Below are 19,988 nucleotides of genomic sequence, written 5' to 3'. Positions count from 1 at the left end.
GGATTCCGTAATGCGAAAGCGTGGTCTCGCACCGAGGAAGTATGGCGCGCGACACAATTGACCGTCAAGAGTCCTGAATAGACCAATGGAGTATCCGATGGCACAGCCGATCGGCCGGCACTTCCTGCAAATTCCCGGCCCCACCAACGTTCCCGACAGGGTGCTGCGGGCGATGTCCGCGCCCACCATCGACCATCGAGGACCCGAATTCGCCGCACTGACCACGGACGTTCTCGAAGCCGTGAAACCGGTATTCGGCACCACGAATCCCGTCGTCGTCTATCCCGGTTCCGGTACCGGCGCGTGGGAAGCAGCGCTCGTCAACACGCTCAGTCCTGGTGACCGGGTACTGGCTTTCGAGACGGGTCATTTCGCCACACTGTGGCGCGACCTCGCGACGAACCTCGGCCTGACCGTCGATTTCCTGCCTGGTGACTGGCGGCACGGCGTCGACGCGGACGCGCTCGCCGAGCGCCTTGCCGCCGACACCGCCCACGAGATCGCCGCGGTGTGTGTCGTGCACAACGAGACCTCGACCGGCGTCACCAGTGCCATTCCGCCGGTCAGCCGCGCGCTGCGGGAAAGCGGGCATCCCGCGCTGCTGCTCGTGGACACCATCTCCTCGCTGGGTTCGGTCGACTACCGGCACGACGAATGGGGTGTCGACGTCACGATCTCCTGTTCGCAGAAGGGATTGATGTTGCCGCCCGGCCTCGGGTTCAACGCCGTCAGCGACAAAGCACTGCGGGCGGCGGAAACCGCGCGGCTGCCGAGGTCCTATTGGGACTGGCGACCGGTCATCGAGGCCAACCGGACCGGCTTCTTCCCCAGTACTCCGGCGACCAACCTGCTTTACGGACTGCGGGAAGCGTTGCGCATGCTGGACGAGGAGGGCCTTCCCCAGGTGTTCGCGCGGCACCTGCGGCACGCGGAAGCGACGAGGGCCGCGGTGCGCGCGTGGGGCCTCGACCTGTTGTGCCTGGACGATCGGGCCCATTCGCCCGCGCTGACCGCGGTGCTCGTTCCCGGCGAGCACGACGCCGACAAGATCAGGGCGATCATCCTCGACCGGTTCAACATGTCGCTCGGCGCGGGACTGGGCAAGCTGCGCGGCAAGGTGTTTCGCATCGGCCATCTCGGGCACTTCAACGATCTGACGCTGGCCGGAACGCTCAGCGGGGTACAGATGGGCCTTTCGCTGGCCGGAGTTCCCGTGGGCCATGGCGGGATCACCGCCGCGCTGGACGTACTGGAGGCGGCGTGATGGACACGCTGACGAGGGAACTCGAACAACGGCTGCGTACCGAAATCGCCGGAGAGGTCGCCTTCGACGACTACACCCGGCACGTGTTCTCGCGCGATGCCAGCATGTACGCCATCACGCCGAGGGGAGTGGTGTTCCCCCGTGACGCCGACGACGTCGCCGCCGCCGTGGCCATCGCGGGCGAATGCGGGGTTCCGGTCGTGCCGAGGGGAGCGGGTACCAGTCTCGCCGGACAGACCGTCGGCCCGGGGATCGTCATCGACTTCTCGCGGCACCTGCATCGCATCGGCGAACTCGATCCAGAGGCCCGCACGGCGAGAGTCGAGATGGGAGTGGTGCAGGACCAGCTCAACAGGGCGGCGGCCAGGTACGGGCTGATGTTCGGGCCGGACACCTCGACGAGCAACCGCGCCACGCTCGGCGGCATGATCGGCAACAACTCGGCAGGCAGCGGTTCCGTGCGCTACGGGATGACCATCGATCACGTCCGCTCACTCGACATCGTGCTCTCCGACGCCTCGACGGCCACGTTCGCGCCGCGCACCGCCGAGGAGGTGGCGGCGAAAGCCCGGATGTCCACATTGGAAGGGGCCTTGTACAGGGAGCTGCCGGGAATCGTCGCCGGTCACCGCGATGCCATCACCACCGGTTTTCCCGAGTTCTGGCGGAGGGCCGGTGGCTACCGGCTCGACCGGCTCGCCGGTGAGGGGCCCTTCGACCTGGCCAAGTTCGTGGTCGGCGCCGAGGGAACGCTCGTGGTCGCCACGAGCGCCGTCGTCGATCTGGTGCCAAAGCCCCGTGCCACGGTGATCGCCGTCGGCCACTTCGCCTCGACAAGGGAGGCGATCGCCGCCACCGAGGACGCGCTGGAATGCGATCCCGCCGCCGTGGAACTCATGGACCGCACGATTCTCGACCTTTCGAGGCAGCGCATCGAGTATGCCGCACTCGGCGACATCCTCGTCGGCGATCCCGAGGCGCTGCTGTTCGTCACGTTCAGCGGTGACGACGAAGCGCGCCTGCTCGACGGCCTGCACCGGCTCACGAAACTGTGGCGCGAGCACGGCCACGGCTACCACACGCTGGAAGCGGTCACCCCCGCGCAACAGGCGTCGCTGCTCAAGGTACGCAAGTCGAGTCTGGGTCTGCTCATGGCGGCCAGTTCGGGCGCGAACCGGCCACTGGCCTTCGTCGAGGACACCGCCGTCGATCCCCGGCACCTTTCCGAATACACGGCCGAATTCGCGGCGATCCTCGACAAACATGGCCTGCGAGCCGGGTTCTACGGCCACTGCTCGGTGGGCTGCCTGCACGTCCGGCCCTTCGTCGACCTCACCGCACCCGGCCAGATCGAGACGATGCGGGCGGTCGCCGAAGAGGTCAAGGACCTCGTGACCGCATACGGTGGAGTCAATTCCAGCGAACACGGCGACGGCCTCGCCCGCAGCGAGTTCAACAGGGAATTGTTCGGACCCGAACTCTACGAGGCCATGCGTGAGGTCAAGCGGCTGTTCGACCCCGGGAACACGCTCAATCCCGGCAAGATCGTCGACGCCCCCGCGATGACCGAGAACCTGCGCGATCCCGCGCTGCCGAAGGCCGCGCCGCTGCGGACCCACCTCGACTTCGAGGTGATCGGCGGGATGCGCGGCGCCGCCGACCGGTGCATGAACATCGGCCTGTGCCGCAAGAGCGACAGCGGCGCGATGTGCCCGTCCTACATGGCCACGCTGCGCGAAGAGGACTCGACGAGGGGAAGAGCCAACGCATTGGTGAAGGCACTGTCCGAACCGGACCCGAGAGCCGCGCTCGGCGACGAGCGCCTTCACGACGTGCTCGACCTGTGCCTGATGTGCAAGGCGTGCAAGAGCGAATGTCCGCTCGGCGTCGACATGGCCAAACTCAAGACGGAGGCGCTCGCGCAGCGGCACGACACCCACGGCATTCCCTTGCGGTCACGGGTGTTCGGCGCGATCAGGTCGCTCAACCGGCTCGGTGCCGCCACCGCGCCGTTGTCGAACCTGCCAGGCAGAATCCCGGTGTTGCGGCGGTTGCTGGAACGGCGGCTCGGGATCACGGCGGCCCGGCCGTTGCCCAGATTTCACCGGCGGCACCTCGTGTCCTGGTTCCGGCGGCGCTCTCAGGGCGGAACAGGCCGAAGAGGACCGATCCTCCTGCTGGCCGACTCGTTCACCACCTACACCGAACCCGAGATCGGCAGGGCGGCAGTCGAACTGCTCGAACGCGCGGGGTACGAGGTGAACCTGGTCAGCCAGGGCTGTTGCGGGCGGTCGAGCCTGTCGAAGGGCCTGGTGTCCGACGCGAAGGCGAAGGCGGGCGCGCTGGTCGCGAGGCTCGCCGGTTCCCGTGCGCCGATCGTGGGCTGCGAACCGTCCTGCGTGCTGACCCTGCGCGACGAGACCTTGTCGTTGCTGGAAGGCGATCCGAGAGCCCGCGAGGTGGCCGACAGGGTACGGCAACTGGAGGACGTGCTGGCCGAGGCGATCGACGACGGCGATCTGGTGCTCTCCGGTGAACGGTGGCCCGCGAAAAGGCGCATCCTCTTCCACGGCCACTGCCACCAGAAAGCGGAGGTCGGCACGGCGGCGACCACGGGACTGCTGCGCCGCATTCCCGGAGCCGAGGTGACCGACCTCGACGCGGGCTGTTGCGGCATGGCCGGTTCGTTCGGGTTCGAGGCCGAGCACTACGAACTGTCGATGCGGGTGGGCGGTGACCGGCTCTTTCCAGCCGTCGCCGCCGAACCCGACAGCACGATCGTCGCGGCGACCGGGGTCTCGTGCAGGCAGCAGATCGCGCACGGGACGCAACGCGGGGCACTGCATCCGCTCGAATTGATCAGGGCGGCGCTACGCGACTGAGCACTGCGGACAGCGTCCTCCGGTGCGTAGAGTCGGTCGCGTGAGCGAGATGGTGGAGACGGCGGAACTGTTGCGCACCGCGGCCAACGAGATCACGCGTTACCTCGCGAGCCTGCCGGAACGGCCGGTGGCCGCCCCGGTGGAGCCCGAGGCGTTACGGGCCGGTTTCGGCTCGGCGTTGCCGGCCGGGCCGAGCCCGCCGCACACGGTGCTCGCGGCACTGTGCGCCGCCGCGGAGCCGGGTTTGGTCGCGACGGCGGGGCCGAGGTACTTCGGGTTCGTGACCGGAGGCTCCCTCCCCTCGGCAACCGCGGCCGACCTGCTCGCCGTCGGCTGGGACCAGAACGCGTTCAACAGGGTGCTTTCCCCGGCGGCCGATGCCGCAGAGCATTGCGCGGGACGCTGGCTCAAGGAGCTGCTCGGCATTCCCGCCACCGCGTCGACGGGGTTCGTCACGGGAGGACAGGCGGCCAACACCGTCGGGCTTGCCGCGGCGAGGCACAGGGTACTCGCCGACGCGGGCTGGGACGTGGAGTCGCGAGGGCTTGCCGGGGCACCGCCCGTCCGGATCGTGGCGAGCGAGGAACGGCACGCCACGATCGACAGGGCGTTGCGGCTGCTCGGCTTCGGGACCAGTGCGGTCACCGAGGTGCGCGCCGATCCCACCGGCGCGATCGACCTCGACGACCTCGCCAGGGTGCTCGACCAGGGCAGCGGTCCCCTTATCGGCTGCCTGCAAGCAGGCAACGTCAACACCGGCGCCTGCGACGACCTTCGCGCGGCGACGGACCTGCTGCACCAGCACGGCGGCTGGGCGCACGTCGACGGTGCCTTCGGGCTGTGGGCCTCGGCGAACCCGGACACCGCCACGCTCGTCGACGGCGTCGAACTCGCCGACTCCTGGGCCTGCGACGGGCACAAATGGCTCAACGTGCCCTACGACAGCGGGTTCGCCTTCTGCGCCGACCCCGAGGCACACGCCGCCGCCGTGTCCTACACCGCCGCCTACCTCGTCGGTTCCGGCGGCGAGGCCGCGCTCGCCGACTTCACCCTGGAATCGTCGCGAAGGGCGCGGGGTTTCGCGGTGTGGGCGGCGCTGCGCGAGCTGGGAAGGTCGGGGGTGGCCGAACTGGTCGGCCGAACCTGCGCGCTGACCCGCAGGTTCGCCTCCGCGCTCGCCGAAGGCGGAGCCGAGATCGGCAACGACATCGTGCTCAACCAAGCACTCGTGCGCTTCTCCTCCGACGAGCACACCGACCGGGTCATCGCCGAGGTACAGCGCGAGGGAACCTGCTGGCTCGGCGGCACCACCTGGCGCGGACGCCGCTACATCCGGGTGTCGGTGTCCAACTGGTCGACGAAGGAGTCCGACGTCGACCGCTCGGCCGAGGCCGTGCTGCGCGCCGCGGCGTCCGTGGGGGCGGTGGCCGGTTCGGCGGGATAGCGCTCGTCGTGCACGACGGCCGCCAACGGCATCCTTTCGCGCCAGCGGTGCCGTTCCAGGTCGGGAACCTCAGCCAGTTCGCTCACCGGTCCGGCGCACAGCCACGCGACCGGCCGGACGGCTGAGGGAATGCCGACGAGTTCGCGCAGGAAGTCCTCGCGGTAGAAGCTGACCCAGCCGATGCCGAGCCCTTCCGCGGTCGCGGCGAGCCAGAGATTCTGGATGGCGAGGCACACCGAGTACAACCCGGCGTCGGCGATGGCGTGCCTGCCGAGGACGGCAGGGGAGCCGCGCCGCGGATCGTAGGTGACCACGATCGACAGCGTCGACTCCATGATGCCCTCGACGCTGATGCGGGAGAACGTCTCGGCGCGCTCACCGCTGAGCTCGCCGGCGAACCGGCGCCGTTCCTCGTGGACGTGGTCCCGGAATCGCTGCCTCGTCGCCCTGTCGCGCACGAGCACGAAGTCCCACGGCTGGCTCAGTCCGACGCTGGGCGCCGCGTGCGCGGCGGTGAGTATCCGGTGCAGTACGTCCTCGGGGAGCGGGGCACCAGTGAACTCGGTGCGCACGTCTCTGCGGCGAGCGCACAACTCGTAGAACGCCGCGATGAAGTCAGTGGACACGCCCCGACTCTAAGGCCGGGGTCCCTGCCGGTGAACGCCGCCCCGCTTCTGATCGTCCATAATGGACGGATGGCGTCAGCGGGCGGCCGGCCTGCTCACCATTCCTGTCGTTTGAGGCCGACGAGAACCCTGTCGACGAGCGCGGGGTCGACGCCGGGGGGCTGCTGCTGCCACGGCGGCAGCGCGCCGTGCGGGCTCGCCTGCTCGCCGGAGTGGCGCGCGCCGCCGGGACTCGCCTCCGGCTGCTGGGTGTACTCGTTGATCTGCGAGCGCCGGTCGCCCCTGTGCGGAAGGCGGACGGCGTCGGCGCTGACCCCGCCGGGAAGCGGCACCTCGCACCAGACCAGCTTGCCCCTTCCCTCAAGGGGAACGGCGCCGGTGCGCATACCGGGCACCTGGGGAGCCGCGTCGTGGACCCTGGCCCGCTGATCGTCCTCGACCTCGACCACCAGGCAGTCGCCGGAAAGCCGGAGCCGCACCGTCACGAAACCCGGTGCTCTCGCGTCGGTGGTGTCCACGACGGCCTGCACGAGCAGCCGCGCGGCTTTCGTCGCGTCGTCGAACATGACCGGCAACGACCATTCAGTCAGCGAGAAGCGGACGAAGAGGTCGGTGCAGTTGACGGCGCTGGGCAGTGCGACGAGCCGAAGGTCGTCGACCTGCGCGGTCTGGCGGTTCACAGAGGATCCTTCCACGGTCGCGTCCCACGCGAGCTGCAAGCTGCGCCCGAAGGCCCGTATCTTGCCAAGTACTCACCGCTGTTGTCGATCCAGGGTGGGCAGTCGATCGTTCTGCTCTCCGTAGACCGGCGATCAGTGGCGGCAGGCCCTTCGAGTCAAGGGTTAGCCAGTGCGGCGGCACGGGACCCGGTTCGCTGGTGATCTTCGTCGCGTTCGGTCACTTCCGGTGGCATGGATGCGAAATCCTGGTGACACCGAAGCGCGCATTCGGGGCAGGGCGGTCGTTGTTGGTGTTTCCCGGGCTGTCGATGTCGGCTGTTGCTGACTGAGCGAACAACCAGGGGTCACCGTAGGCAACTGAACTTGAACTGGTTGTGGACAACGGCCGCAAGGTCTGCTTGCATAGCTGCGTCGGTCACGGGGGTGACCGAACCGATATAGGCCCGTACGCAAAAAGAAAGTAGTGGACTGCATGGCGAGGCGGGCGAGAGCGCGAGACTTGCTGGACCGCTCACGACTGCTGCTGGACCGCTCGCGAGTGGCGGCAGCACACATCCTCGATCCCCCGAGGCACGAACCTCCCGACCGGCTGGCCATCGGCGCGGTGCCCGCCGGACAGCCAGGGGATCCCGTCGTGGCAGGCGAGTCCGCCCAGCACACACCCGAAGCCCTTGTCGACATCTGCGCGAGCATCGCTCTTCGCGACCTCAACCTGGTGGACTCACTCCTGTCCCAGCTTGAGGAGATGGAGACCAAGGAAGAAGACGAGGAACGGCTCGGGCAGCTCTACCGGCTCGACCACCTCGCGACCCGGTTGCGGCGCAACGCCGAGAACCTGAGGGTTCTCGCGGGCAGGGACGCCAGCGACAGTTCGGCCGACACGGCGTCCCTCGTCGACGCGGTGCGCGGCGCGATGTCGTCGATCGACCAGTACTCCCGCATCACCATCGGCAGGGTGGTGTCGCTCGGAGTCGTCGGCTTCGCCGCGGAGGACCTCAGCAGGCTACTGGCCGAACTGCTGGACAACGCCGCCAACCAATCACCACCGAACTCGCTGGTCAGGGTGAGCGCGCACCTCACCGAACAGGGCAGCGTGCTCCTGCGGATCGAGGACGAGGGCATCGGCCTTCCCCCCGAACGTCTTGAGGAGCTGAACAACCGCCTGGCCAACGCGCCGGTGCTCGACGACGACTCGGTGCGGCACATGGGGCTCGCCGTCGTCAGGAGGCTCGCCGTCCGGCACGACATGCGAGTCTCGCTCGACCGCAGGCTTCCGCACGGCACCACGGCGACGGTGCTGGTTCCCTCTTCGCTCGTCGCCGAACTGCCGGAGGCGAGCTGGACGGGCGCGCAGACCGTGGTGCTCGGTCAGAGCGGAAGGCACGCGCGCAACTGGCTTCCGGAGCACATCGAGGAACCCGTGCACAACAACTCCGGATCGCTGCCTGCCCCGGTTCCATCCCCGTCCTCGCACGACGAACAGGGCGCGACCGGCGGCGGGCTTCCCCGGCGCACGCCGAGCAGGTCCGCCGACGAGGCACCTGCTCCCCGGCGCAGGCCGTCACCGACTCCCGTCATCGGCGGGACCACGGCGAGCGGTTTGCCGAGGCGAGTGTCGAAGAGTCTCAAGAACCCCACGGGAAACAAGGAAGGCGAGGCCGCGCCCGCGCTGTCCGGCGACCTGGACGCCATCGACGAGGCGGGACAAGATCAGTTGCTCGCCGACCTCGGCGCGTTCAGCGACGGCGAGCAGGCGGCCCAAGACGAGCACGACGCCCGTGGAGCGCACAGTGAGCGTGGCGAGGGCAGCAGTGGCGAAGCCGACACGAGCACTGAGGGAAAGCAGCAGTGACACCCGACATCGACTCCAGCGCACAGACCCAGAACTTCTCCTGGCTGATCAACGATTTCGTCCGCAAGGTCCATGGCGTCACGCACGCGCTGATCATGTCGGCTGACGGGTTTCCGCTGACCGCGTCCGACGAGGTCAGCAATGAGGACGCCGAGCAGCTCGCCGCCATCGCCAGCGGGTTGCTCAGTCTTGCCCGCAACAGCGCGACGTTGTTCGACAAGGGCACCTGCGAGCAGATCATCATCCGGCTCTCGCAAGGCTATTTCTTGTTCATGGGCATCGGTTCCGGCGCCGGTCTCGCGGTGCTGACCGGACCTGATTGCGACATGAAGGTCGTCGCGTACGAGATGACCCAGTTCGTCCGCAACGCCGGTCACGCGCTGACCCCCGAGATCCGTGCCGACCTGCGCCGCGTGCTCACCGCACGGCGTTCGCAGGCTTGACCCGGGCGAGGATGTGATCACTGTGTCTCAAGAGAACTCCTCAGCGCAGGCACACCGGAAAATGCGCAGCAAGCGCATCCGGCCGTACGCGCTCACCGGGGGGCGGACGAAACCGCGCTACGACTTGCTTGTGGAAACGCTTGTCTCGGTGCCGCACTACGACCCGAGCCTGAGCGACTCCCTCATGCCGGAGTCGCAGTTGTTGTACGAACGCGCCCGTACCAGGGTGTCCATCGCGGAGCTGTCCGTGGTGATGACGATCCCGCTGGGCGTGGTGCGAGTGCTGGTAAGCGATCTCGCCGCGCAGGGGGCGATCTATATCCACCCCACCGCGGCGGCCTACCAGCACGATCGGAATGTACTCGAGAGGATCCTCGATGGACTCAAGCGGCTACCGGTCTGAGCGGGCGGTCGAGCCCTCGGAAGGAGAAACCGACGCCGGTCTGCTCACGGTTTCCGCGAAGATCGTCATCGCAGGCGGTTTCGGCGTCGGCAAGACGACGTTCGTCGGCTCCGTCTCCGAGGTACCTCCGCTCAACACCGAAGCGTGGATGACCGAAGCGGGCTCGGGGGTGGACGACCTTCCGCCCGGCGGCGGGAAGTCGACCACCACCGTCGCGATGGACTTCGGCAGGATCACGCTGCATTCGGACCTGCTGTTGTACCTGTTCGGCACGCCGGGACAGGCCCGGTTCTGGTTCCTGTGGGACGACCTTTCCCGTGGCGCGCTCGGCGCCATCGTGCTCGTCGACACCGCGAGGATCGATCAGTCGTTCGCGGCGATCAACTACTTCGAGAACGACTCGGACCTCCCGTTCATCGTCGCGGTCAACAGGTTCGACGGCGAGATCCACCACGAGCTGGACGAGATCAGGGACGCCCTCGCGCTCAGCCCGGACATCCCGCTCATCACCTGCGACGCGCGGGAGCCCGCCTCGACCGCGGCCGCGCTGCGTGAGCTCGTCTCGTACACGTTGTCGCTGGCTGAGCTTTCGGAACCGGGGAGGGTACGAGCACATGCGTAAGATCTTGATCGTCGGAGCCGGTCAGTCCGGGTTGCAGCTCGCGTTGACCCTGCGTGAGCACGGTTACGACGTCACGGTCATGTCGGCCCGCACACCGGACGAGATCCGCAAGGGCAGGGTCATGTCGACCCAGTGCATGTTCCACGACGCGTTGCAGCACGAACGCGACCACGACCTGAACCTGTGGGAGCGGGAGTGCGTTCGGGTCGACGGGCTCGGCGTCTCGATCGCGGGCCCGGACAGCAGCAGGGTCCTCGACTGGTTCGGCAAACTCGACAACTACGCGCAGTCGGTCGACCAGCGAGTGAAAATGGCCGGCTGGCTCGAACTGTTCGAGCGCAAGGGCGGCCAGCTCATCATCCACGGGGTGACGACGGCCGATCTCGACAAGCTCGCGGGAATGTACGACCTCGTGGTGGTGGCTGCTGGCAAGGGGGAGCTGGTCGAGTTGTTCGACCGCAACCCCGAACGTTCGCCCTACACCAGCCCGCAGCGCGCGTTGTCGCTCGTCTACGTGCACGGGCTGGAGCGAAGGCCGGAGCACCCCGAGTACGCCGCCGTGCGGTTCAACATCATCCCCGGTGTCGGCGAGCTGTTCATGATTCCCGGCTACACGCTGAGCGGGAACTGCGACATTCTCTTCTTCGAGGGAATCCCCGGCGGCCCGCTCGACTGCTGGGGCGACCGGCCGGGCCCGCAGGAGCACCTCGACCGGATACTCGGTTTCATGAAGCAGTATCTGCCGTGGGAGTACGAGAGGGCCCGTAACGTCGAGTTGACCGACGACAAGGCCACGCTCGCGGGCGGGTACACCCCCGTCGTGCGCCACCCGGTCGGCGAGCTGCCGTCGGGACATACGGTGCTGGGCATGGCCGACGTCGTCGTGGCCAACGACCCGATCACGGGCCAGGGATCCAACAACGCGTCCAAGTGCGCGGCGGTGTTCCTCGACGCCATCCTCGAACGGGGTGACGCTCCTTACGACAGGGAATGGAAGAACGCGACGTTCGAGCGCTACTGGGATTACGCCCAGCACGTGACACAGTGGACGAACGCGATGTTGCAGCCGCCGCCACCGCACGTGATGGAGATCCTCGGTGAGGCTGGGGCCAACCCGCAAGTGGCCCGCCGCTTCGCCAACGGATTCAGCGATCCCTCGGACTACCAGAACTGGTTCCTCGATCCGGCCAAGGCGGCCGAGTACCTTGCGAGCGTGCGTAGTTGACCGACACACAACAAAATAACGAGAGGAACCTGCGCTGATGCGGAAGATCCTGATCGTGGGTTCGGGACAGTCCGGCCTGCAACTGGCCCTGACACTGCAACGGCACGGGTACGACGTCACGATGATGTCGGCTCGAACCCCGGATGAGATCCGGGCGAGCCGGGTGATGTCCACCCAGTGCATGTTCGACGAGGCGCTCAAGATCGAGCGCAAACATGAGCTCAATCTCTGGGACGACGTGGCGCCGCGGATCACGCACCAAGGCGTTTCGGTCGCGGGGCCCGATGGCGAGCGGGCGCTGAACTTCGCCGGTGCGTGGCCGGGTCCGGCCCAATCGATTGACCAGAGGGTCAAAATGGCGACCTGGCTCGAATTGTTCGAGGAGCGGGGCGGCAAGGTCGTCATCCACGGGGTCACCACCGCGGATCTCAACAGCCTCGCGGGCATGTACGAACTGACCATCGTCGCCGCGGGCAAGGGCGAACTGGTGGGACTGTTCGACAGGGACGATTCGCGGTCGGTCTTCACCAAGCCGCAACGCGCGCTGTCGGTGTCCTATGTGCACGGAGCGCAATCCAGGCGGGAACGCCCAGGCGCGATCGACGTGTGGCTGAACATCGTTCCCGGTATCGGGGAGAACATCAACATCCCCGGGTACACGCTCAGCGGTCCCTGCGACATCGTCTACATGTCGGGTCACCACGGAGGTCCTTTCGACGCGTTCGGCGACCGGCCCGACGCCGAAGAACACTGGGCCCGCCAGCTCGACCGGATGAAGAAGCACCTTCCCTGGGAGTACGAGCGTTTCCAGCACGCGACGGTCACCGACTCGCGGGGGACGCTGGTCGGCGGGTACACGCCGGTCGTGCGCAAACCGGCGGGGGAGCTGCCGTCAGGGCACATCGTGATGGGCATGGCCGACGTTGTCGTCGCCAACGACCCGATCACGGGGCAGGGATCCAACAACGCGGCGCGGTGTGCCGAGTACTACCTGCAAGGCATTCTGTCCAGGGGCGAGCTGCCATTCGACAAGGAATGGATGCACCGCACCTTCGAGACCTACTGGGAACACGCCCAGTACGTCACCAGGTTCACCAACACGATGCTCGGCCCGCCGCCGGAACACGTGATGGCGATTCTCGGTACGGCGGTGACCAATCAGGCCGTCGCCGACCGTTTTACCAACGGGGTCAACGATCCTTCCTCGCTCGCTGACTGGTTCTTCGAGCCGGAGCAGGCCATGGCGTATCTGAACAGCGTGGCCTGAGCGGGAAGAAACAGTCAGCGGGGACCGGCAGCCGTGAGGCCGCGGTAGAAGCGCAGCGCGTTGCCGGAAAGGACGGCCTGCTTGTCCGGGCCGTCCAATGCCGACAGCAGCCGTCTGCCGCCTTCGCCGTGCCGGTGCGGGAAATCGCTGGCGTACATGAGCCAGTCCGAGGGCCGGATGGCCGTGAGCGCTTCGCGGAGTTCGCCCTCGTCCGAGGGGAGGTGCGCGAATGCGGTGGTGGCTCTGACGTGCCGGTACACGTAGTCGCTCGGCCGCTGCTTGACCCACGGAACCTCGCGCCACACGCCTTTCCATTCCTTGTCGAAGCGCCACAGCAACGGCGGCAGCCAGGAGAACCCGCATTCGGCGAGGCACACCCGCAGTCCGGGAAGACGCTCGAAGACGCCCTCGGCGATGAGGCTGACGATCTGGCTTTGCGCGATCTGCGCGTTGGCGAGGTAGTCCTCCAGATAGCTGTGGGTGAAACCGCTCGGGGTCGGCGCGTTGCCGACCCGGCCCCAGGCGTGCAGGCAGACCGTCAGATCCCGCTCGGCAGCCGCGGCGAGCACCGGCTGGTAGCGCACGTGCCCGTACCGCACGTCGTTGCCCCTGACCGGAAGCAGCACCTGGACGAACCGTTCGTCGTCACCGAGCCGTTCGATCTCGGCGACCGCCGCGGCGGGGTCCATGGTGGACACGGTGATACTGCCTCGCAGGCGTGGTCGTCCCTCCAGCCATTCCGCGCGCACCCAGTCGTTGACGGCTGAGGCGAGCGCGGCCTCGAAATACGGATTGCGGCTCACGTCGAACGGGGTCACACAGGTCAGCACCGCGTACCTGAGGTCGCCGACGTGCTCGCGCAGCGCACCCGCATCGGTCGCCGCGTGCCCCGTCGTCCTGGCGCCGGGAGGGTAGGCGCCACCGGCGGTGGGGGAGAGCGTGAGGTTCGCGTCCTCGATGTAGGAGCGCCAGTAGCGGGCGAAGTACGGTTCGAGGTCGGCGAAGGAGGCCGGTGCGCAGTGCACGTCGGTGTCGATGCGGTCCGCCGTCGTCTCGGTGCCCTGATCGTTCTTGCCGTTCACCGGGACTCTCCTCCGTACAGCCGGTGTCCATTGTGGCTCATGATGGCGGTGCGCAGGTCCTTCGGCAGATCCCTCAGCGCGACGGAGGGGGAGTCGAAGTCCCAATGTGGATAGTCCGACGAGAAGACGATGCGGTCGGTCATGCCGGTGTGTTCGAGCGCGGCGACGAGCCGCGCGGGGTCGTCGGGTTCTTCGATGGGCTGGGTGGTGAACCAGAAGTGCTCGCGGAAGCAGGCCGAAGGGGCGTGCCGTAGAGCGGGCACGTCCTCGCGCAGCAGCGCCCACGCGTCGTCGAGTGACCACATCAGCGGTGCGGCCCAGGAGATGCCGCCCTCGACGAGCACCACGCGCAGCGTGGGTATCCGCTCGAAAAGACCTGCGCAGATCAGGTTGGTGACCACCATGGCCGTCGAGTTGCCGTACCAGGCGTGTTGTTCGAGATAGAAGGACGGCCAGCCGTCGCCTCGGTGCCCTTCGACGCCGCCGAGATGGAAGGCGACCGGAAGACCTGCCTCGGCGGCGGCCTCGTACACCGGTAGGTACTTGCTGTCCCCCGGCGGGCTGGACGTGCCGGTGGGCAACAGGACCTGAACGTAGCGCTCGTCGGAGGCGAGCCGTTCGATCTCGGCCACGGCGTGGCGCGGCGACTCGTGCGGCACGCAGACACAACTACGCAGCCGTGGTTCCTTGTCGAGGAACAGTTCGGCGACCGCGTCGTTGAGGGCACGGCACAACGCGGCGGCGTACTCGGGCTCTTCGGCGCCGAACGTGTGGCCCTGCATGGGAATCAGCACACCGAAACCGATGTCGTAATCGTTGAGCAGCTGCTCGCGGAGGAGGTCGAGGTCGCTGCCGGGAAGACCGCCGGCAGGCCAGGAATCCAGCCGCATTCCTCCGTTGCGGACGCGGGGATACACCATCGGCGGGGCGACGGCTCGCGTGCCGAACAGTTCGAACCGGCGCCGCCACGGCGAGGGCAGCCTGGAGAGCAGATCGGCAGGCCGGATCGCGGGATGGATGTCGGCGTCGAAGATCACGATGTTCCTCCCTGCCGGGTATCGACGATCACGTAATCGTCCTCGACGTCCACGGTGAAGGTTTCCGCGACGTAGGGGCCAGGGACACGATCGGGAAAACGCATGACGGCGTCCTCGTTGACGGTGTGTCCCGATTGGACGGAGACGTCGAGGGCGCGGGCCGGTTTCTCGCCGGGCCCGAGGAAGGACTGGCCGGTGGCGAGGTCGTACTCCCAGCCGTGCCATGGGCACGCGAGCAGCGTGTCGTCTTCGGCGAGCCGGGTATCACCCGGTCCTGACGAGCTCAAGTGGGGCAGTGTGCGGCCGAGGCACAGCGGGCCGCTCATATGCGGGCAGTGGTTGTTGATGGCGTAGAACTTCTCGCCGACCCTGAACACCCCGATGGACCGCCTGCCGACGCGCACGATGCGCCGCTCGCCCGGCTGGAAGTCCGCGACCCGCGCCACTGCAACTCGCATGTCGATCAGCGTAGAAAGCCCGGCCCCGGTGTCCCCAACAAATAATCTGTCTGCCGCCCATCAATGCCACTTATCGGCGAGTCCCCGCCGCCGAGATCCGCACTCGCCCGGCGGGTGCCGGGCGGGAATGGCCCGAGCCCGGCACGGCCGGTCCCGCGCTCGTGCCAGGTCCGGTGAGCACCGGTGCTTCAGCGGGCCGCCGAGTCACCGGCCGCCGCTTTCGCCGCGTCGCCGATGCGCCTGCCCAGTTCCGTGTAGGCGGAGAACTTCGCGTCGTCGAACCACTGGTCGCCGGTGCTGTCGTTCGGAAACTCGGGGTTGTGCATGGCATAGGACAGCAGCGAGTAGGGAAGGTCCTTCCACAGCAACGCCCTCGCGACGACGAGCCGTCCCGTGACGCCTCCGGCGAGCCCGCTTTCGGCGGGATAGTGAACGGTGCCGGTGATCAGTGGCGAACGCGACAGCCTTCCCGCCAGTGATTCGCCGCCTTCCCACACCTCGCCGGTGCCCTGCTCGGTGGTCCACGGCTCGTCGAGTTCGACGCGGATCCCGAGTTCCTGCTGGGCGAGGGTCAGTGCCTCGGCGAAGGTGGTCGCGGTCGGTGGTGCGTCGTTGCTGGCGTCGACACAGAAGATGCGGGTGCAGCGGCGGCGGAACAACTCGACGAGACCCAGATTGTCGTAGTGGCCGCCGTCGCTGATGTGCAGCAGCCGGTCACGATGCGGGTGCAGGCCGAGTACTTCCCTCGCCAGATACGGCAGGCGCCGGGCGCGGGGGAGCCACGGGAATGCCCAGTCGCCGCGTTCGGCCGCCTGGTGGGCGTGTCTGACGAAGGCCGGATTGGGCAGCCACGCGCCCAGTCGCGCGCCGGACACGGCCAGCAGTGCCTGGAACCACTTGCTCGACCTGCCCATCGCCGAGGCGAAAGCCGCGCCGCTGACCGCGACGGCGCCCTGCACGGTGAGGTCGCGACGGAACCGGGGAGTCACCGCGCGTTCGAGGTCGGTGGTGCGCACCCAGCCGATGTCGGGGCCACCGGTCCAGTCGGCGCTCATCGTGTAGGACACCGCGCCGAGCCCTGGAGGTGTCCTCGCCTCACCGGTGAGGTTGGCCGCCGCGGCGAACACCACCTTGGGGAATCGCACCCCCTCGGCGGTGACGCCGTATGCCGACAGAGTCGTGCGCTCGGCAGCGGTGTAGGGCACGGCGACCACTTGGCCGTCGCTGTCCCTGCGCACGGTGCGCACGGCGAACGCGGAGGCGAGCCGTTCCCGGTAGAACGGGTGCAGGCTCAGCGATGTCACGTCGAACAGTCCGCCCAGCACCAAAACCACCGCGCCGACCACGGCGGCCGACCACAGCGCGGCAGGCTCGCCGAGCGTCGTGGCCGAACCCGCGAACAGCAGCAACCACACCAGGACGAGCACCCCGGTGGTGGCCATGACGAGCAGGCGTTGCAGCATCCCGCTGGGCACGGCGGCCGGAACGCCTCCGCTCTTGCGCAGCCGCAGCAGGCCGGATGCCCGCTGGCCGAGCATCGCGCGCCTGCGCCAGAAAATCGACGCGATGGCGGCCGCGTAGGTCAGCAGCACGGTGCCGACAGGGCCGAGCACTCCTGGCACCTCACCCGACACGTCGAGCAGCCACGCCGCGAGCCACACCAGCAGCGGAATTCCGAGCGTGACGACGCCGATCAGCGCGGCAAGCACGCCGAAGGCGGGAACGAGACGGGCCGAGAACGCTCTGCGTTCCGCGGCACCCCGGCTGTAGAGGGCAAGCAGAAACGTGGTGACGCCCACGAAGCCGATGGCGTACAGCGCGCCGGGCCTCGGCACCGGGTATTGCGACGGCGCGAGGCTCACGTCGGTGAGCGGAACCTGAGCGTAGAGCCAGCCCGAGGCGACGCCGAACACCACCGCCGGTCCGAAAAGGACGGTGAGAGACAGCAGCAGTCCTCTGGCGATCCTGCCGAGCGCGCCCATGAGCTGTCCTCGCGTGTCGGCGAGATAGCTGGAGTGCCGCCTGAGGTGATCGAGTTCAGCCGAGCCTTGCTGGTACACGGTTTCCGGGTCTCGCACGACCTCGCCAGGCAGTCCGGAGGGCGGCGGCGCGCCGGTGAGTGCCTGCTGGAACGCTCCCGCCGTGTAGCCGCCACCGGACACCGAAACGACGTAGTCGGCGGAAAGCAGTTCGGCCCGCAGCGATTGCAGCGCGCCCATCGCGACGCTGGCCGCCCTGATGCCGCCGCCGGAAAGGCAGACCCCCGTGGTGTGTTCCCCACGGTCCCAGCGTTGGTTGACCATTTCGGGATCGACGCCGGGCACGGTGTAGGCGGAGTGCCAGCGATGGGCGCCGCGACGGTCTCCGGCGTGGACGGGCGGATCGTCGCTTTCCAACGGGGCCGGTGGCACGGTGTCCATGTCGTGCTCGGCCTGTCCGGCGAGTTCGCGCTGGGTGTGCGCGATGCCCCGCCACACCACCACGACGACGGCCGTCGCGGCGACGAGACCGGCGAACAGGATGGCACTGAACTCGACGACGGTCGCGGCCGTGGCGACTTCCAGCGCCCATGGTGCGATGCCGTGCCATCCGGTCACCGCGAGCAGAACGAGGTCGCGGAGCAGTCCGGTGATCACGACGACGACGGTGGCGATCCTGGCGTATCGCGATAGCTTGATGGCGTTCGGCGTGCGTGCGACCCACAGCGCGACCGTGGTACCCAGCCACAGCGCGACACCGCACATGACGACGAACAGCAGGTCCCATGTCGCGGCGGTCGCCGTCCCCTCCGGCAGCGGCACGGGCTGGCCGCCACCGGCGAGCGCGGTCGCGGTCAGGTCCGATGGTGAGGGCAGGAACGCGGCAGCGACGGGAAGGGCGATCGCGGCCGAGGTGACGGCGGCGGCGACCGAACGGCGCGGAGCGGTCGCGGCGGTGCTGCTCTGTCCGTCGGTGCCGCTTCGCCCTTCGGCCGGTTCCTGTTCCGGGCCGGGTTCCGGATCCGGCGCGGCGTCCGAGGTAGAGCCCGGTTCGGACACGGTGGAACCCCCAGTACTTCATTCGTGTGGCTGCCGATGACCCAGCGTAATCCGCGCCGGACGGTCGCCCGCGCTCACCGGCCGGTGTGTGCCCGAAGCAGTCTCCTGGGACGGGCCAAGGGGTGTAAAGCGGTCTGGCCGGTTCGTTATTGCACGCCGTCGCCCGGCCTCCGGCTCGCGGAGGCGGTAACGGGGTCCAGGGCCGCGGGAGTTGCGCGGGCCGGAGTCGTGCCGGTGTTCCGAACGCGGATCTCGTCGTCCTGGGTGCGGATCTCGCCGCCCTGGACGGGGGACTCGCGCGGGTGGACGGGGGACTCGCGGACCGCCGAACAGGGCAGTAGGTCCCTACCGGCAGGCGGATGACGCGAGGACCGTGGACGGTGTTGCCACCACGTCCCGCCACGGTACGACCCGATCCGGTACGTGGCCGAGGGCCGCGACAGCGGGGAAGGACAGCGAGCGATGAACGGCGATGACGACATGGTGAAGGCCGAGCCCATCGAGGCGCAGCCCATCGTGGTGGGCGTGGACGGCTCGGCAGCCGCGCTGGCCGCCGTCAGGTGGGCTGCCCGCGAGGCATTCCGGCTCGGCGCGGCGCTGCGGCTGATCCACAGTTGCGATCTGCCGCCGCTGAACCCCCGGATCCCGATGGTGCCGCCGAGGGAGTACGCCTCAGCGTGGGCGGAGTCGGGGCGGCACTGGCTCGCCGACGCGCGGGCGGCCGCCACCGATGAGGCGCCGGGAATCGACGTCGACTGGGATGTCTGCTTCGGCGGTGCGGCCGACACCCTCGTCGACGAGTCGGGTGCCGCGAGCCTGCTCGTGGTCGGCACCAGGGGGCTCGGTGGTTTCCGCAGGTTGTTCGTGGGATCGGTCGCGGTGACGGTCGCCGCGCACGCGCGTTGTCCTGTCGTCGTCGTGCGCGAGGACACCATCGCCGACGCCGGCCCGGTCGTGGTCGGTACCGACGGATCTCCGTTGAGCGAGCAGGCGCTGGCGTTCGGGTTCGAGGCCGCCTCCGCGCGCGGCGCGCGACTGCTGGCCGTACGGGTATGGGACGACCCGTTCGATGGCGCCGATTGGGACGAACTCGTGCGGGGGTACGCGGAAGTCCCGGCACATCCCGCACCTGCCGCCCCACCGGCACCGAGCGTCCCATCGGCCCGGACGGTCACGGCCACGGCGCCGGACCGGCCCGGCGCCGTCGCCGACGGGGAGGCCCGCGCGCTGCACGCCGAGGTCACCGGCTGGCGCGACAAGTACCCCGACGTGGTGGTTCACGAACTGGCCGTACGGGGAAACCGGGCTGCTGACGCGCTTCTCGAAGCGGCGCGCTACGCACAGTTGCTGGTGGTGGGCTCGCATGCGCGCGGAATGGTCGCCGGGAGGGACACGGCGCTGCTCGGGTCGGTGAGCCAGGCACTGTTGCGGCTCTCGGCGTGCCCGGTGGCGATCGTGCGCCCCCGGCACTAGTGGCGCGCCCATCGGCTTAGTACATTGTGGACGGTTGAGGGCCTTGACCCGCTAGTCCATTACGGTGAACGCGAGGCATCCCGTCCCCTTGGCCGTGGTGATCACGGCCTGTGGTGTGAAGCCCGCCACGGAGTCCCGCTCCGCGTGGTCGGTGGCAGCGCGGACCGGCTCCCGTGAGACGCTTGCCCGGAC

At 68.4% G+C, this 19,988-nt stretch carries 16 protein-coding genes; 10 read left to right on the top strand and 6 right to left on the bottom strand.

Going from position 1 to position 19,988, the window contains the following annotated elements:
• Positions 1-97 precede the first annotated feature (97 nt).
• The 3 genes from BAY61_RS17705 to BAY61_RS17695 are packed head-to-tail and all read left to right on the top strand — an operon-like array spanning position 98 to position 5,590.
• Positions 98-1,264, top strand: coding sequence for a pyridoxal-phosphate-dependent aminotransferase family protein (locus BAY61_RS17705; protein ID WP_091808666.1), 1,167 nt, complete (start codon positions 98-100; stop codon positions 1,262-1,264).
• A complete protein-coding gene (locus tag BAY61_RS17700) occupies positions 1,264-4,146 on the top strand; it encodes an FAD-binding and (Fe-S)-binding domain-containing protein (RefSeq protein ID WP_091808665.1) in 2,883 nt (960 codons plus the stop codon). The genes BAY61_RS17705 and BAY61_RS17700 overlap by 1 nt, the downstream gene beginning before the upstream one ends.
• Before the next feature lie 49 nt (positions 4,147-4,195).
• On the top strand, positions 4,196-5,590 hold the full coding sequence (locus tag BAY61_RS17695) for a pyridoxal phosphate-dependent decarboxylase family protein (protein ID WP_143021436.1): 1,395 nt from the start codon (positions 4,196-4,198) through the stop codon (positions 5,588-5,590).
• On the opposite strand, the gene bluB is transcribed toward BAY61_RS17695, so the two are convergent.
• Together bluB and BAY61_RS17685 are read right to left on the bottom strand one after the other, a co-directional pair.
• On the bottom strand, positions 5,473-6,216 hold the full coding sequence (gene bluB, locus BAY61_RS17690) for a 5,6-dimethylbenzimidazole synthase (protein WP_091808663.1): 744 nt from the start codon (positions 6,214-6,216) through the stop codon (positions 5,473-5,475). The two genes, BAY61_RS17695 and bluB, sit on opposite strands and share 118 nt — an antisense overlap.
• A gap of 95 nt (positions 6,217-6,311) precedes the next feature.
• Positions 6,312-6,896, bottom strand: a complete 585-nt coding sequence (locus BAY61_RS17685) for a histidine kinase (protein ID WP_091808662.1) — start codon at positions 6,894-6,896, stop codon at positions 6,312-6,314.
• A 472-nt stretch (positions 6,897-7,368) separates the two neighbouring features.
• On the opposite strand from BAY61_RS17685, the gene BAY61_RS17680 reads away from it, so the two are divergent.
• From BAY61_RS17680 to BAY61_RS17655, 6 genes are all read left to right on the top strand, one after another.
• Entirely contained in the window at positions 7,369-8,748 is a 1,380-nt protein-coding gene (locus BAY61_RS17680; protein ID WP_091808660.1) for an ATP-binding protein, read from the top strand.
• Positions 8,745-9,191, top strand: a complete 447-nt coding sequence (locus BAY61_RS17675; protein ID WP_176879833.1) for a roadblock/LC7 domain-containing protein — start codon at positions 8,745-8,747, stop codon at positions 9,189-9,191. The genes BAY61_RS17680 and BAY61_RS17675 overlap by 4 nt, the downstream gene beginning before the upstream one ends.
• Positions 9,192-9,252: 61 nt before the next feature.
• Complete coding sequence (locus BAY61_RS17670) at positions 9,253-9,594, top strand: DUF742 domain-containing protein (RefSeq protein ID WP_176879837.1); 342 nt, start codon at positions 9,253-9,255, stop codon at positions 9,592-9,594.
• Positions 9,569-10,216 (top strand): GTP-binding protein, encoded by a 648-nt coding sequence (locus BAY61_RS17665; protein ID WP_091808659.1) that lies wholly within the window; start codon positions 9,569-9,571, stop codon positions 10,214-10,216. Before BAY61_RS17670 ends, BAY61_RS17665 begins: the two co-directional genes overlap by 26 nt.
• A complete protein-coding gene (locus BAY61_RS17660) occupies positions 10,209-11,441 on the top strand; it encodes a styrene monooxygenase/indole monooxygenase family protein (protein ID WP_091808657.1) in 1,233 nt (410 codons plus the stop codon). Before BAY61_RS17665 ends, BAY61_RS17660 begins: the two co-directional genes overlap by 8 nt.
• A gap of 37 nt (positions 11,442-11,478) precedes the next feature.
• On the top strand, positions 11,479-12,708 hold the full coding sequence (locus BAY61_RS17655) for a styrene monooxygenase/indole monooxygenase family protein (protein ID WP_091808656.1): 1,230 nt from the start codon (positions 11,479-11,481) through the stop codon (positions 12,706-12,708).
• 14 nt (positions 12,709-12,722) lie between these two features.
• Here the strand turns inward: BAY61_RS17655 and BAY61_RS17650 are convergent, their stop codons facing one another.
• The 4 genes from BAY61_RS17650 to BAY61_RS17635 form a co-directional block, all read right to left on the bottom strand.
• Positions 12,723-13,790, bottom strand: a complete 1,068-nt coding sequence (locus BAY61_RS17650) for an amidohydrolase family protein (protein WP_091808654.1) — start codon at positions 13,788-13,790, stop codon at positions 12,723-12,725.
• Positions 13,787-14,827: an amidohydrolase family protein gene (locus BAY61_RS17645; RefSeq protein WP_245865176.1), complete on the bottom strand. Its 1,041-nt coding sequence runs from the start codon at positions 14,825-14,827 to the stop codon at positions 13,787-13,789. Before BAY61_RS17645 ends, BAY61_RS17650 begins: the two co-directional genes overlap by 4 nt.
• Entirely contained in the window at positions 14,824-15,285 is a 462-nt protein-coding gene (locus BAY61_RS17640; RefSeq protein ID WP_091808989.1) for a Rieske (2Fe-2S) protein, read from the bottom strand. Before BAY61_RS17640 ends, BAY61_RS17645 begins: the two co-directional genes overlap by 4 nt.
• Positions 15,286-15,473: 188 nt before the next feature.
• Positions 15,474-18,323: a patatin-like phospholipase family protein gene (locus tag BAY61_RS17635; RefSeq protein WP_110057717.1), complete on the bottom strand. Its 2,850-nt coding sequence runs from the start codon at positions 18,321-18,323 to the stop codon at positions 15,474-15,476.
• 462 nt (positions 18,324-18,785) lie between these two features.
• Between BAY61_RS17635 and BAY61_RS17630 the strand changes: the two genes are divergently transcribed.
• Positions 18,786-19,796 (top strand): universal stress protein, encoded by a 1,011-nt coding sequence (locus tag BAY61_RS17630; RefSeq protein WP_091808652.1) that lies wholly within the window; start codon positions 18,786-18,788, stop codon positions 19,794-19,796.
• Positions 19,797-19,988 lie beyond the last annotated feature (192 nt).

The organism is Prauserella marina (assembly GCF_002240355.1).
Lineage (GTDB): Bacteria > Actinomycetota > Actinomycetes > Mycobacteriales > Pseudonocardiaceae > Prauserella_A > Prauserella_A marina.
This window is presented reverse-complemented; position numbering and strand designations above follow the sequence as displayed.

Excerpts from the sequence above, each read along its gene's own strand:
- BAY61_RS17705 (WP_091808666.1), top strand. The coding sequence starts at position 98 with ATGGCACAGCCGATCGGCCGGCACTTCCTGCAAATTCCCGGCCCCACC.
- BAY61_RS17700 (WP_091808665.1), top strand. The coding sequence starts at position 1,264 with ATGGACACGCTGACGAGGGAACTCGAACAACGGCTGCGTACCGAAATC.
- BAY61_RS17695 (WP_143021436.1), top strand. The coding sequence starts at position 4,196 with ATGGTGGAGACGGCGGAACTGTTGCGCACCGCGGCCAACGAGATCACG.
- BAY61_RS17680 (WP_091808660.1), top strand. The coding sequence starts at position 7,369 with ATGGCGAGGCGGGCGAGAGCGCGAGACTTGCTGGACCGCTCACGACTG.
- BAY61_RS17670 (WP_176879837.1), top strand. The coding sequence starts at position 9,253 with ATGCGCAGCAAGCGCATCCGGCCGTACGCGCTCACCGGGGGGCGGACG.
- BAY61_RS17665 (WP_091808659.1), top strand. The coding sequence starts at position 9,569 with ATGGACTCAAGCGGCTACCGGTCTGAGCGGGCGGTCGAGCCCTCGGAA.
- BAY61_RS17660 (WP_091808657.1), top strand. The coding sequence starts at position 10,209 with ATGCGTAAGATCTTGATCGTCGGAGCCGGTCAGTCCGGGTTGCAGCTC.
- BAY61_RS17655 (WP_091808656.1), top strand. The coding sequence starts at position 11,479 with ATGCGGAAGATCCTGATCGTGGGTTCGGGACAGTCCGGCCTGCAACTG.
- BAY61_RS17640 (WP_091808989.1), bottom strand. The coding sequence starts at position 15,285 with ATGCGAGTTGCAGTGGCGCGGGTCGCGGACTTCCAGCCGGGCGAGCGG.
- BAY61_RS17630 (WP_091808652.1), top strand. The coding sequence starts at position 18,786 with ATGAACGGCGATGACGACATGGTGAAGGCCGAGCCCATCGAGGCGCAG.